At 38.1% G+C, this 12,629-nt stretch carries 12 protein-coding genes and 1 riboswitch; of the genes, 6 read left to right on the plus strand and 6 right to left on the minus strand.

What is annotated here, in order from left to right:
* Nucleotides 1–35 precede the first annotated feature (35 nt).
* From C8270_RS10790 to ytkD, 3 genes are all read left to right on the plus strand, one after another.
* Nucleotides 36–362, plus strand: coding sequence for a hydrolase (locus tag C8270_RS10790; protein ID WP_106496834.1), 327 nt, complete (start codon nt 36–38; stop codon nt 360–362).
* A 139-nt stretch (nt 363–501) separates the two neighbouring features.
* On the plus strand, nt 502–1,074 hold the full coding sequence (locus tag C8270_RS10795; RefSeq protein ID WP_106496835.1) for a hypothetical protein: 573 nt from the start codon (nt 502–504) through the stop codon (nt 1,072–1,074).
* 29 nt (nt 1,075–1,103) lie between these two features.
* A complete protein-coding gene (gene ytkD, locus C8270_RS10800; protein ID WP_106496836.1) occupies nt 1,104–1,583 on the plus strand; it encodes an RNA deprotection pyrophosphohydrolase in 480 nt (159 codons plus the stop codon).
* A 38-nt stretch (nt 1,584–1,621) separates the two neighbouring features.
* Here ytkD and C8270_RS10805 read toward each other — a convergent pair whose 3' ends face one another.
* The 4 genes from C8270_RS10805 to pckA all read right to left on the minus strand — a co-directional run bounded on the left by C8270_RS10805 (nt 1,622) and on the right by pckA (nt 6,149).
* Nucleotides 1,622–2,428 (minus strand): ABC transporter permease, encoded by an 807-nt coding sequence (locus C8270_RS10805; RefSeq protein ID WP_106496837.1) that lies wholly within the window; start codon nt 2,426–2,428, stop codon nt 1,622–1,624.
* Nucleotides 2,412–3,224, minus strand: a complete 813-nt coding sequence (locus C8270_RS10810; RefSeq protein WP_106496838.1) for an ABC transporter ATP-binding protein — start codon at nt 3,222–3,224, stop codon at nt 2,412–2,414. The genes C8270_RS10805 and C8270_RS10810 overlap by 17 nt, the downstream gene beginning before the upstream one ends.
* 13 nt (nt 3,225–3,237) lie before the next feature.
* Nucleotides 3,238–4,236, minus strand: coding sequence for an ABC transporter substrate-binding protein (locus C8270_RS10815; protein ID WP_106496839.1), 999 nt, complete (start codon nt 4,234–4,236; stop codon nt 3,238–3,240).
* A 320-nt stretch (nt 4,237–4,556) separates the two neighbouring features.
* Nucleotides 4,557–6,149: a phosphoenolpyruvate carboxykinase (ATP) gene (gene pckA, locus C8270_RS10820; RefSeq protein ID WP_106496840.1), complete on the minus strand. Its 1,593-nt coding sequence runs from the start codon at nt 6,147–6,149 to the stop codon at nt 4,557–4,559.
* Nucleotides 6,150–6,343: 194 nt separating this feature from the next.
* A riboswitch (SAM riboswitch) is annotated at nt 6,344–6,450 on the plus strand.
* Between the two features lie 124 nt (nt 6,451–6,574).
* Here pckA and metK point away from each other — a divergent pair.
* Nucleotides 6,575–7,774 carry a methionine adenosyltransferase gene (gene metK, locus C8270_RS10825; protein WP_106496841.1) on the plus strand — a complete coding sequence of 400 codons (1,200 nt, stop codon included), beginning with the start codon at nt 6,575–6,577 and terminating at the stop codon, nt 7,772–7,774.
* A gap of 251 nt (nt 7,775–8,025) precedes the next feature.
* On the plus strand, nt 8,026–9,933 hold the full coding sequence (gene asnB / locus C8270_RS10830; RefSeq protein WP_106496842.1) for an asparagine synthase (glutamine-hydrolyzing): 1,908 nt from the start codon (nt 8,026–8,028) through the stop codon (nt 9,931–9,933).
* A gap of 58 nt (nt 9,934–9,991) precedes the next feature.
* Here the strand turns inward: asnB and C8270_RS10835 are convergent, their stop codons facing one another.
* Both C8270_RS10835 and C8270_RS10840 read right to left on the minus strand, forming a co-directional pair.
* Complete coding sequence (locus tag C8270_RS10835) at nt 9,992–10,849, minus strand: C39 family peptidase (RefSeq protein ID WP_199794672.1); 858 nt, start codon at nt 10,847–10,849, stop codon at nt 9,992–9,994.
* Between the two features lie 67 nt (nt 10,850–10,916).
* Complete coding sequence (locus C8270_RS10840) at nt 10,917–11,444, minus strand: gamma carbonic anhydrase (protein WP_106496843.1); 528 nt, start codon at nt 11,442–11,444, stop codon at nt 10,917–10,919.
* 110 nt (nt 11,445–11,554) lie between these two features.
* Between C8270_RS10840 and C8270_RS10845 the strand changes: the two genes are divergently transcribed.
* Nucleotides 11,555–12,613, plus strand: coding sequence for a tetraprenyl-beta-curcumene synthase family protein (locus C8270_RS10845; protein ID WP_234028547.1), 1,059 nt, complete (start codon nt 11,555–11,557; stop codon nt 12,611–12,613).
* The last annotated feature ends 16 nt before the right edge of the window (nt 12,614–12,629 follow it).

Consider the following 12,629-nt stretch of genomic DNA (forward strand, 5'->3'; position numbering starts at 1 on the left):
TTTTTTTAGCCACATTAAGAACAGGAGGTGTGGATATGGAAAAAGAAAAGAAGAAATTTTATATTAATATGGGAAGCAGGGAAATATCCCAAATGAAATATCACAATAATGAAGAACTGGTTATCTATGCAACAGAAGACGAAGCAAGTGCATTACGGCATAAAATGAATGATATGGATGACGCGGATTTTCGTGCTTTTTTTCGTGCCCATGTACCGATTATGCCATACCACAATGATGAATCGAATGATGATTATGATAATGGTATGACTGAGGCGTTTCAAATGATTTATGAACTTGGTGATGATGAAACCCGAACACATATTGATAACATGGGAGTGTTATCGGACAGACAATTGTAGTGTACCAGGGAATTTGATTTAAATGTATCAAGTTCCCTACTTCTTGCACTGTAGATGGAAATAAATGTTTATCCCTCTCTAAAAAAAGGAATAACGTATTGTAAGTAACATATACATACAACTTGGAGGGGGAGCATGTATGAAACTTATAAGGAAGATTAGTACAACTGTTATCATATTAACTTTATTATTTATTGTCCAGACATCTGGCATACAAACTGCTTCTGCAATTAAATATAATAGTGCTGAGAATCATACGGTATCAGTTACATCAGTCTCAAAGGTAAATCCGATAAAACGAAACAAACAAACAGAAACCGCTTATAAATCGTTATCTAAAAAAGTTATCGCTAAGACGAACAAATTCATGACATTACTAGTTCAAAAAACGGATGATTATTACAAAGTAAGGAATTATCAAACCAAGGAGGAATTAAGTAAGGCGTTTAAAAAGGTTGCTTCTGAAAAGGTAGCAAAAAAATACATTGACGCTTTTTATAATGAACAGCCCGACGGATTATATATTGTTCCAACAGAAACACCAGCCTGGTTTAATGAAAAAAATGACTTTCGTATGATACAATTAAAACAGAATCAAGCAAAGGTAATACAACATAACAGTTCCGATTTACATGGTAACTACACAATTGAATTGATATTCACGTATAGTAAAGATGACTGGAAGATCACGAATATTGATTATTCTTACTAACTTTTGATGAAATGAAGGCAGTTGAACGAATGAATACATTTAGAGATTATTACAATAACGAGGTTAAACTTTCTTTTGCTAATCATCCATTTTCAAATGACCCTAAGCATGTTTGGGTGATTTGTAAATTTAATGATGATTGGTTATTAACAAAGCACAAAGACAGGGGATTAGAATTTCCAGGTGGTAAAGTAGAAAATGATGAATCGGCGGATCAAGCAGCAATACGTGAAGTTATGGAAGAAACTGGTGGAATAGTGAAATCTATTCGTTATATTGGTCAATACTTTGTTGCTGGAAAAGGTGGGAATATCATTAAAAATGTGTATTTTGCAAAGATTGACGAACTAACATTGCAGAATACTTATTATGAAACGGATGGTCCTGTATTATTGAATGCTATTCCAAAAGATGTGAAGCATAATGATCTGTTTAGCTTTATCATGAAAGATGGTGTGCTAACACATTGTATGGGGCACATAAAGAAAAACGCTAGTGCTTTTTTCTAACAAACGAAACGCCTGCATGAAGTGCAGGCGTTTTGTCGTTAACCTGTATGCTTGATCAGCCAGCTTTCCATTTTTTCTACAATTTTGTACATGATACCTGCTACGATTGCTATTAAAATCAAACTGGACATAACTAATGTGAAATCAAAAACTTGGAACCCATAGACAATTAAATAACCTAGTCCTTCCTTCGAAACGAGAAACTCACCTACAATAACACCGACCCAAGAAAGCCCAACGTTAACTTTTAAGGTGGAAATCATGGTCGGGAGTGTAGCTGGAAATATTGCTTCTTTAAAACATTGCCAACGAGTGGCTCCAAAGCTTTTTAACACTTTCTCATAGTTCGGATCAACTTCCCTAAATCCGGAGTAAACAACAAGTGTCGTAATGACGACGGAGATTATTGCACCCATCGCAATGATCGAAATATAACCAGGACCGAGTGCAACAATAATGATTGGTCCAAGTGCAACCTTAGGCATTGCATTTCCGATTACCAAATAAGGATCCATAATTTTAGATAGTCTGCGTGAAGTCCATAAAATGGTAGCTATCAAGATACCAAGTATAGTTCCGATAATAAATCCGAGCACTGTTTCAATCAATGTTACTTGCACATGGGGGATTATCGAACCATCAGAAAATTTATCAATTAATTGGTTCACAATTTTTGATGGTGAACTAAACAATAATGGATCAATCCAATATAATCTGCTGGCAATTTCCCATAGCGCAAAGAAACCAATTAAAATAATAATTTGCCATGAAAAAACAATCTTTTTTTCACGCTTTAATTTATTTTTATAGTTTTCAAAAAGGTGGTGATCAGGTTTCTGTTGCATCAGTATTAGGCACCACCTTTTTATTAGAAGTTGAATCATTATCATTCAGCGCATCCCAAATCCTATCAAATAACAACTGATACTTTGGGTGTCTGCGGACTAAAAACGGTGTTTCATTACGTAATTCAATTGGAACCTCAAACACTTTAGCAATTGAACCAGGATTAGCATCCATTAAAAGAATTCGATCGCTCATAGAAATAGCTTCGCCAATATCGTGCGTTACCAAAATTGCTGTTTTATGATAGGATCGTAAAAGTTTGGAAACTAAGTCTTCCAGTTTAAGCTTCGTTTGATAATCAAGTGCCGAAAATGGTTCATCCAACAACAAGATCTTTGGATTTGTGATCAATGTACGCACTAAGGCAACACGTTGACGCATCCCTCCTGATAATGAATCTGGATAAGCATTCGCAACTGCTGGCAAATCAACTTCTTTTAGCAGTTGTAAGGCTTCCTCTTTAGAATCATTTATTTTTTTACGTCCGATTTTCGGCCCGATTAGGACATTATCGATAATGGTTTTCCACGGAAACAAATAATCTTGTTGCAGCATATAGCCAATTGCTAGTTTCGATTCACGTAAGGATTTTCCCTCTAGTAAAACATCACCGGTAGTTTGCTCCATAATGCCAGCAATAATAGAAAGAATCGTTGACTTGCCACAACCACTTGGACCAAGCAAGGCAACAAATTCACCATCACGGACTGAAAAAGAAATATCATCCAATGCTTTTGTATAGCTTTTTTTTGAAAAATAATGGTGCGATACATGTTCTAAGGTAAGAAATGACATGAACAATTCCCTCCTACTTACCTATAACTTCCTCAGCAATTTTTGTATTTACCAGATCTTCATAGGATACTTCTTCTGGCAGTTCCCCGGCTTCTTCCATAATCGCCTTTAGATTGTTCCATTCTTCCTGATCTAAAATAGGATCAGTAGCAAAAGATCCCTGATTTTTATACCGTTCAATCGATGAAGCTAGCATCTCAATATCTGTATCCTCAAAATATGGCTGAATTACCTTTGCAATCGCTTCAGCATCGTTGTCTTGAACCCATTGTTGTGCTTTGTATACCGCTTTTGTAAAATTCTTGATGTCGTTTTCGTTCTCGCTAATATAACTATTTTTTGCCATAAATACGGTATATGGCACTTGGCCGGATTCTTCACCAAAAGATGCAATGATATGGCCTTTTCCCTCTTTTTCAAAAATACTTGCAGTTGGTTCGAATAGTTGAACATATTCTGCGTCACCAGACACAAAGGAACCTGGGATATTGGCAAATTCAATATTTTGTAATAAGTTTAAGTCTGCATGTGGGTCAATATCATGTTGCTTAAGTACGAATTCACCAACCATTTGTGGCATCCCACCTTTGCGCTGGCCTAAAAATGTACTATCTTTTAGTTCATCCCACGTGAAATCAGGGTGTGGGTCTTTCGCAACTAAAAATGTACCATCTGTTTGTGTTAATTGGGCAAAATTAACAGCATAGTCTTTTGAATCCTGGCCGTAAACATACATTGATGTTTCAGAACCAACAAGAGCCACATCTACACCATCTGATAACAGAGCTGTCATCGTTTTATCACCACCCCAGGTTGTTTGGAGTTCCACATCTAATCCCTCTTCTTCAAAAAACCCTTTTTCGATGGCAACATATTGTGGTGCATAAAATAATGAACGGGTTACTTCAGCAAGTTTAATAGATGTGTTTTCGGCTTTTTGATTAGAGCCGCAAGCTGCTAGGAAAATGAGCATTATACTGGAAAAGAGCATAAAATACGTTAATTTTCTCATGCAAATCGTTCCTTTCCGTTTCAAATGGGTGTTTCAACATAGTGTATGTTTTTGTAGAAAATGTGTGAACGCCTAGGGAAAAGGAAATTAAAATGCACCAACATTGACGCTGGGTTTACTAGTCACCCGTGGAAAGGAGAGTAGTAGTAACAATCCATAGAAAAGCTACCAAATAAAAAAACCGACCTCCATATGGAGACCGGTTGTCAGAATGATGCTGACTAGTTCGCTTTTCAGTTTTACAACAAGCTGACAACTAACCAAAGCCATTGCTTGTTCTTGAAACTATTAAATATCCATAAAGGATGAGTAAACAATTATTATTCAGGCTTGTAAATAGGGCCTGCTTGCATAATATCTTCACTTGCTTGCGTGAATTTGTTGAAGTTTTCATGAAATTTAGTTGCGAGTACTTTAGCTGCTTCATCATAGGCTGTTTTGTCAGCCCAGGTGTTTTTCGGTATTAGTACTTCATCAGGTACACCAGGAACATGCATTGGCATTTCTAATCCGAAAATGTCATCTTTTACTGTTTCAACGGTATTTAATTCACCTTCCAAGGCAGAATGTATCATTGCCCTTGTATACGAAAGTTTCATGCGATTCCCAACACCGTATGAACCACCAGTCCAGCCTGTATTTACTAAGAAAACATTAGAATGGAACTGATCAATCTTTTCACCAAGCATTTCAGCATAAGTGGACGGTGCTAACGGTAGAAATGGTGAACCAAAGCACGCCGAAAATGTCGCTTGTGGCTCTGTAACCCCACGTTCTGTCCCGGCAAGTTTACTTGTGTATCCACTTAAGAAATGGTACATCGCTTGTTCTTTTGTTAACTTGCTGATTGGTGGTAATGTACCGGAAGCATCAGCAGTTAAAAAGATAATCGTGTTTGGGTGACCAGCGACACTAGGTGTTACAATATTATCAATGTTTTCCAGTGAGTATGCTGCCCGGGTATTTTCCGTCAGTACAGTGTTGTCATAATCCGGCAATCTAGATTCCTTGTCAATGATGACATTTTCCAGGACAGAGCCAAAACGTATTGCGTTGAAAATTTGTGGTTCTTTTTCCTTGGACAAATTGATGCATTTTGCATAGCAACCGCCCTCAATATTGAACACACCATTAGGACTCCAGCCATGCTCATCATCACCAATCAGACGGCGATAAGGGTCAGCTGATAATGTCGTTTTACCTGTTCCGGATAAACCAAAGAACAAGGCAACATCTCCTTCTTGACCAACGTTCGCGGAACAATGCATCGAAAGTACATTTTTTTGTGGTAGTAAATAGTTCATTACAGAGAAAATTGATTTTTTAATTTCTCCCGCATATTCTGTTCCGCCGATTAAAATAATCCGTCGCTTGAAGGAAACGAGAATAAACGTCTCTGAATTTGTTCCGTCAATTGCTGGGTCTGCTTTATATGTTGGTGCAGAAACCACCGTAAATTCAGCATGATGCGATTTTAACTCTTCTTCAGTTGGTGTAATGAATAATTGTCTAGCAAATAAGTTATGCCATGCATATTCGTTAATTACCTGAATTGGCAAACGATGCTTTTTATCTGCACCGGCAAATCCTTTAAAGGAATACAATTCATTTTTATCTTTTAAATAAGCTATGACTTTCTCGTATAGCTGGTTAAATTTATCTTCATCGATTGCTTGGTTTACAAGACCCCAATCAATAAACTGTTCACAAATGTCATCTTTCACGATAAACTTATCTTTAGGTGAACGTCCGGTATATTTTCCTGTTGTTGCTTGAATTGCACCTGTTGCTGTCAATACTCCTTCGTTCCTTGCTAAGATTTTTTCAACTAGCTGAGGTACCGATAAATTGTGCTGGATATTCCCTTGCGCTAAAAGTTCATCCGATACGGTTGATCGTTCCATCGATTTCATATATGATACCTTCCTTTTTGATGGATTTTTTTATAGAGCCATGAAACGGTTTTCTTTTAAATCTGTTTATTAGTATAACACATTTATTTAATTAGTCCATACTAATATATTATTTTATTTAAAATGTTGTGCTGTCCTTTGAAAAAGTTGACACATCACAACGATTTCGGTACGATAAAACGTGAACGGACACTCTCTTATTCAGAGTTGGTGGAGGGACAGACCCGATGAACCCCAGCAACCATCACATTTGTGAAAAGGTGCTAATCTGATGCAAGGATATTTCCTTGAACAATAAGAGCGAAAGGCCACAACTCCTTTCCTCATACAAGTAGGAAAGGCTTTTTTTGTTTTAAAGGGAGTTTATATAATTGATAAATACAGAGGAGTTCCGTACCACGATATAAAGGGAGAGATTTAAGCCAATGGCTGCAAATCGTCGTTTATTTACATCTGAATCGGTAACAGAGGGACATCCGGATAAAATTTGTGACCAGATTTCAGATGCTATTTTGGATGAAATCTTATCAAAAGATCCGAATGCACGAGTAGCTTGTGAGACAACGGTGACAACTGGTTTAGTATTAGTATCAGGGGAAATTTCAACAAGTACGTATGTAGATATTCCAGCAATTGTAAGACAGACAATAAAGGATATTGGTTACACAAGAGCTAAGTTTGGTTTCGATGCTGAAACATGTGCAGTACTGACAGCAATTGATGAACAATCAGCAGATATTGCTGGTGGAGTGGACACTGCATTGGAAGCACGTCAAGGAAAGATGTCTGATGAGGAAATCGCTGCGATCGGTGCAGGTGATCAGGGGTTAATGTTTGGCTTTGCTTGTGATGAAACAGAAGAATTGATGCCATTGCCGATTTCACTCGCGCATAAATTGGCAAAACGATTAGCTGACGCAAGAAAAGATGAAATTCTACCTTATTTACGTCCGGATGGAAAAACACAGGTAACGGTAGAGTATGATGAAAATGACAATCCTGTTAAAGTAGATACAATTGTCATTTCTACACAACATCACCAGGACATTTCAACCGAACAAATTGAAAAGGATTTAATTGAGCATGTTATTCATCCGATTGTACCAGCAAATTTACTAGATGAAACAACAAAATATTTCATCAATCCAACCGGCCGCTTCGTTATTGGTGGACCACAAGGGGATGCTGGACTAACAGGAAGAAAGATAATTGTTGATACGTATGGTGGTTATGCCCGTCATGGCGGAGGAGCATTCAGTGGAAAAGATTCGACTAAGGTGGACCGCTCAGCAGCATATGCCGCTCGTTATGTAGCAAAAAATATTGTTGCTGCAGGCCTTGCTAAAACGTGTGAAGTGCAGCTTGCCTATGCGATTGGCGTTGCGGAACCCGTATCCATTGCGATTGACACATTCGGTACTGGAACAGTTACGGAAGAAAAACTCGTTGCAGCAGTTCGAGAATTATTTGATTTACGTCCGGCAGGCATTATCCGTATGCTTGATTTGCAACGGCCAATCTTTAAAAACACTGCCGCATACGGACATTTTGGCAGAACAGATGTCTTATTCCCATGGGAGAAAACAGATAAGGTAGCGGAATTGAAGGCATTAGCGGAGAAATAAAATAGATCGTTTTTAAAATGAAAATCACGTCTTCCTAAAAATGGGGGGCGTGATTTGTGTTTTTCGTACAGTATACGTGAGTTGCTTGTACATATTTAAAAGTTGAACATACTGAAAAATATGCTATCGATTGGATTGAAGAGTTGGAATTACTTGATAGTGAATCAGCTCCTTTCCATATCGAAATAAAAAACCATTTATGATATACTCTAAAAGGTATAATTACGAATCTTGAGAGTGAGGCTAGAGCCATGTGTGGATTTATTGGGATGATCCGCAATCATCCGAGTATGCCAAATGAAGAAGCAATCCATTTATTTGAACAACAAAACAATATCATCACCCACAGAGGGCCAGATGATGAAGGTTATTTTCATGATGAATATGTATCATTTGGATTTAGACGTTTAAGTATTATTGATATAGAAAGCGGCCAACAGCCATTAAGCTACAATGATGAAAAAATATGGCTTATTTTTAATGGCGAAATTTATAATTATGTGGAATTACGTGAGGATTTAGTCAAAGATGGATATCAGTTCGCAACAGAATCGGATACCGAAGTAATTGCAGCGTTATTTGCCAAACATAAAGAACAGGCATTCAGTTATCTACGTGGGATGTTTTCCATCTTAGTATGGGATAAGGAAAATGAAACATTTTATGGCGCGCGTGATCCATTCGGTATTAAGCCATTATTTTACCGGGAAACAGAAGAGGGTACTATTTTTGCTTCAGAGAAAAAAAGTATTACACTAATGATGGAAAATGAAGAAGTTAGTGATGAGGCATTGCAGCATTATTTAAGCTTCCAATTCGTGCCGGAGCCATTGACGATGACAACGGGAATTAAGAAAGTGGAGCCAGGTCATTATTTTGTGAAAAAGCCTGGTCAAGCAATCTCCTTTACCCGTTATTGGCATGCGACATTTAATCCTGTTTTAATGGACAAACAAGATTGGATCAAGCGTATTCAGGACGTAATGTATGATTCGGTAAATGTTCATATGCGAAGCGATGTACCAGTTGGATCATTTTTATCAGGTGGTATTGACTCTACGTTAATCGTTGCGATGGCAAGGGAGTTCAATCCGAACATTAAAACATTTTCTGTAGGCTTTGAACGGGAGGGTTTTTCTGAAGTTGATGTTGCCAAAGAAACGGCTGATAAACTAAATGTAGAAAACATCTCGTATATTATTTCACCTGAGGAGTACGTGGAAAAACTGCCGAAAATTATGTGGCATATGGATGATCCACTGGCAGACCCAGCTTGTGTTCCATTGTATTTTGTTGCTAGGGAAGCTCGGAAACATGTAACGGTTGTATTATCTGGTGAAGGATCGGATGAATTGTTCGGCGGTTATAACATTTATCGTGAACCAGAGTCATTAAAAATGTTTCATTCCATTCCAAAACCTGCCAAGAATCTATTAGCAAAGGTTGCGGACGTGCTTCCTGAAGGTGTAAAAGGAAAAAGTTTTCTAGAGCGCGGCACAACACCACTTCGCGAACGTTATATTGGCAATGCAAAAATGTTTGAGGATGAAGAAAAACAGCAAATATTAAAGCGTTATAATGCAAATTTGTCTTATCGCGAGATCACTGGCAAGTTATTTGATAATGTTGCCGATTATCCATTGGTTAATCAAATGCAGTACGTTGATATTCATACCTGGATGCGCGGGGATATTCTGCTAAAAGCGGACCGGACAACAATGGCGAATTCACTTGAGTTGCGTGTGCCGTTTTTGGATAAAGAGGTATTCCGTGTCGCCAGTGAAATACCGGTCAACTTAAAAATTGCGAATGGGACAACAAAGAGTATTTTACGTGAAGCATCACGTGGAATCATTCCAGATCACGTGCTTGACCGTAAAAAACTCGGCTTTCCTGTGCCTATTCGTCATTGGCTAAAGAATGAGTTGAATGGCTGGGCAAAACAGTTAATCCATGAAAGCCAGACAGATCACTTGCTGCATAAATCATTTATTCTTGAACTGCTTGAAGCGCATTGTCAAGGAAAAGGTGACTACAGCCGGAAGATTTGGACCGTGTTAATGTTCATGCTTTGGCATCAAATTTTTGTGGAAAATAAATTTGATATTGCTGAATTGAGTAAACCAGATTTTGCAGTTGACCCAGTTTCAGCGAAATAAACGGTTAAATGTGATTCATATTAAACCAAATATCATTATAAAAAACAGGCAATGACGGTTATAATATCGTTATTGCCTGTTTTCCCATTTGGACCCATGCAGCTTTAAATTCCTCAATAGGTGCTTTTTTATCTCGTTTTAATGGATCGTTAAAGTAAATATAGTCCTGATCATAGCCCGTTATTAACACAGAATGCTCTTTCATTGTAATGTTAATTGGACCGTCTGGGGTTTGCCATGTCGTAAACTGTTTTTCAGGAAGCTTGTCATATGTAGCATTTATAATTACCCAAACCGGACGCTCCTGATTCAATTGGTTGATAATTTCACCGAAGTCTTGTCCCGTAAAATCAAGAACGCGTTCACCTGCATACTGTCCAGCCAGTTCCATAATCGGTTTGTGATATACCCCAAACCCAGGTGTTGTGAAGGAATACATATCACCAACAAAACCGTTATTTGGATTACCAAAATAAACGCCTTTATCCGTTTTCTTATATGGTGTTGGATCCTGTTTTACTTGTTTTGCTAGTTCCATTTTTCCCATATCAATATCGTGATAGTTAAGAAGCATGGCAAGGCTTGTTACTTCACAGCCACGTGGTAACTCAGGTAGTTGGCCAATTAATGGTGCTTGTAACCGAACAGATTCTTTTATCGTGCGCTGCGAGACCATTGCTTCTGCAGGCTCAACTAGTTTTGGTTCATTAGAAATTGGTAAAAGTTCTTTTGCTGCAGCAATAAACGCCGTTTTGTGCTCACTTATATAGGTAGAACCGATTAAGATCGCGGAAATTGTAAAAAGAACTGCATATAATTTAAATGAACGACTGACCCATTTTTTTGAAACTTTTTCACCTAAAAATATAAAATAGATTGCAATTAAACAGGAGATGAAGAATAGTGTAATGTGCATTTTGTACACTCCTATAGTATTTAACTGTCATACCATTTATATCGGCACTTTTTTACGAATATGAAACCTAAAAATCAATACCTAAATCTGTATGCTGTTTATAGTATTGGCCTTTTTCTACATAAGATTTGCGGACTCGATCCATTTCTGTATAATCCTCTTCCGTCAGGCTGCGGACTACTTTGGCTGGTCTGCCTAACGCTAAGGAATGTGGCGGAATTTTTTTGCCTGGGGGGACCAGACTTCCAGCTCCAATAAAAGCATTTTCTCCAACTTCTGCGCCATCCAATATAATCGAACCCATACCAATTAGGGCGTTTTTTCGAATGGTCGCGCCATGTAATGTAACCTGATGACCAACTGTTACGTCATCTTCAACAATGGCGGGGTTACCTGGACTTTGGTGGACCATGGATAGATCTTGAATACTTACTCGTTTGCCAATCTGTGTCGGAGCAACATCCCCCCGAATAACGGTATTGAACCAAATGCTTGATTGTTCGCCAATCGTGACATCACCGATGATAGAAGCGTCTTTTGCGAGAAAAACAGATTTGTCGATTTTTGGTTTACTATCTTTATAGTGGCTAATCATGTTAAAAACCTCCAAAGTTGAACCTATGTAAAAAATATGATGATATAGGTAGTATAACAAATTTTTCTAAATGAATGGTGTCTGGTCTTTTCGGAACGGAGGAAAAAGGTTTGGGAAAACATGTACCACATACCGCAGTAACATTAATGACGGCAGTATATCGTAAAATATTCCCGGCGGTGAAACAGGAATTAGTTTATTGGACAAAACGTGCTGAACAAATACCAAATGAGGAACTGCGTACACAAGCGCTTGCTAGTATAGCCTCCAAACGATTTCATTGTCAGGGAGGAGCTGTTTATGCTTTGTTGGCAGGGGATAAATGGAAGCAAGCAATTCGTTTTATCGTAGCATACCAAACGATTAGTGATTACCTGGATAATTTGTGTGACCGCAGTACATCGATGGACCCGGCTGACTTTCGCTTGTTACATCAGTCTATGATTGATGCGTTGACACCGGGGAATTCGCTTAAAAATTATTATGAATTACGGGAAGATCAGGAAGATGAAGGGTATTTGGCTGAACTTGTTCAAACATGTCAACAAATTGTAAGCAAGTTGGATGGTTATTCGATTATTCAAGATAAGGTGCTTATGCTGGAACGGATGTATGGTGATCTTCAGGTTCACAAGCATGTCCGCCTTGATGAACGGATTCCGCGCCTAGTTAATTGGTATAATACGAATAATCGTGAATCCTTAAGTTGGTACGAATTCGCAGCAGCTGCCGGTTCAACGTTGGGCATTTTCTGTCTTGTTTCCTACACGCTAGGAGGGGAAATAACGTCAAAATTGACCCATCAGATTTATTACAGCTATTTTCCCAATATGCAGGCATTACATATTTTGTTGGATTATTATATTGATCAGTTAGAAGACGAGCGGGAAGGGGATCTGAATTTTTGCAGCTATTATCCGACTCGGGAAAAAATGATCGAGCGTTTTGTTTATTTTATGGAACAAACGGAAAAACAAGTTCAATCTTTAGTGGATCGTGAATTTCACCAACTTGTCCATCGTGGATTAGTGGGATTATATTTAGCAGACCCTAAGGTAAAAAAACTTGATGGCGGAAAAGAGATGACAAACGCTTTATTACAGGCAAGCGGGCGAAAGGCAAGGTTTTTTCATTGGAACACGAAAATGTATCACCGTTTATTTGATTAAAAACGATTCAAGGCAT

The sequence above is a fragment of the Lentibacillus sp. Marseille-P4043 genome (assembly GCF_900258515.1).
Lineage (GTDB): Bacteria > Bacillota > Bacilli > Bacillales > Amphibacillaceae > Lentibacillus_C.

Excerpts from the sequence above, each read along its gene's own strand:
- C8270_RS10805 (WP_106496837.1), bottom strand. The coding sequence starts at position 2,428 with ATGCAACAGAAACCTGATCACCACCTTTTTGAAAACTATAAAAATAAA.
- ytkD (WP_106496836.1), top strand. The coding sequence starts at position 1,104 with ATGAATACATTTAGAGATTATTACAATAACGAGGTTAAACTTTCTTTT.
- C8270_RS10840 (WP_106496843.1), bottom strand. The coding sequence starts at position 11,444 with ATGATTAGCCACTATAAAGATAGTAAACCAAAAATCGACAAATCTGTT.
- asnB (WP_106496842.1), top strand. The coding sequence starts at position 8,026 with ATGTGTGGATTTATTGGGATGATCCGCAATCATCCGAGTATGCCAAAT.
- C8270_RS10815 (WP_106496839.1), bottom strand. The coding sequence starts at position 4,236 with ATGAGAAAATTAACGTATTTTATGCTCTTTTCCAGTATAATGCTCATT.
- metK (WP_106496841.1), top strand. The coding sequence starts at position 6,575 with ATGGCTGCAAATCGTCGTTTATTTACATCTGAATCGGTAACAGAGGGA.
- C8270_RS10835 (WP_199794672.1), bottom strand. The coding sequence starts at position 10,849 with ATGCACATTACACTATTCTTCATCTCCTGTTTAATTGCAATCTATTTT.
- C8270_RS10790 (WP_106496834.1), top strand. The coding sequence starts at position 36 with ATGGAAAAAGAAAAGAAGAAATTTTATATTAATATGGGAAGCAGGGAA.
- pckA (WP_106496840.1), bottom strand. The coding sequence starts at position 6,149 with ATGAAATCGATGGAACGATCAACCGTATCGGATGAACTTTTAGCGCAA.
- C8270_RS10795 (WP_106496835.1), top strand. The coding sequence starts at position 502 with ATGAAACTTATAAGGAAGATTAGTACAACTGTTATCATATTAACTTTA.
- C8270_RS10810 (WP_106496838.1), bottom strand. The coding sequence starts at position 3,224 with ATGTCATTTCTTACCTTAGAACATGTATCGCACCATTATTTTTCAAAA.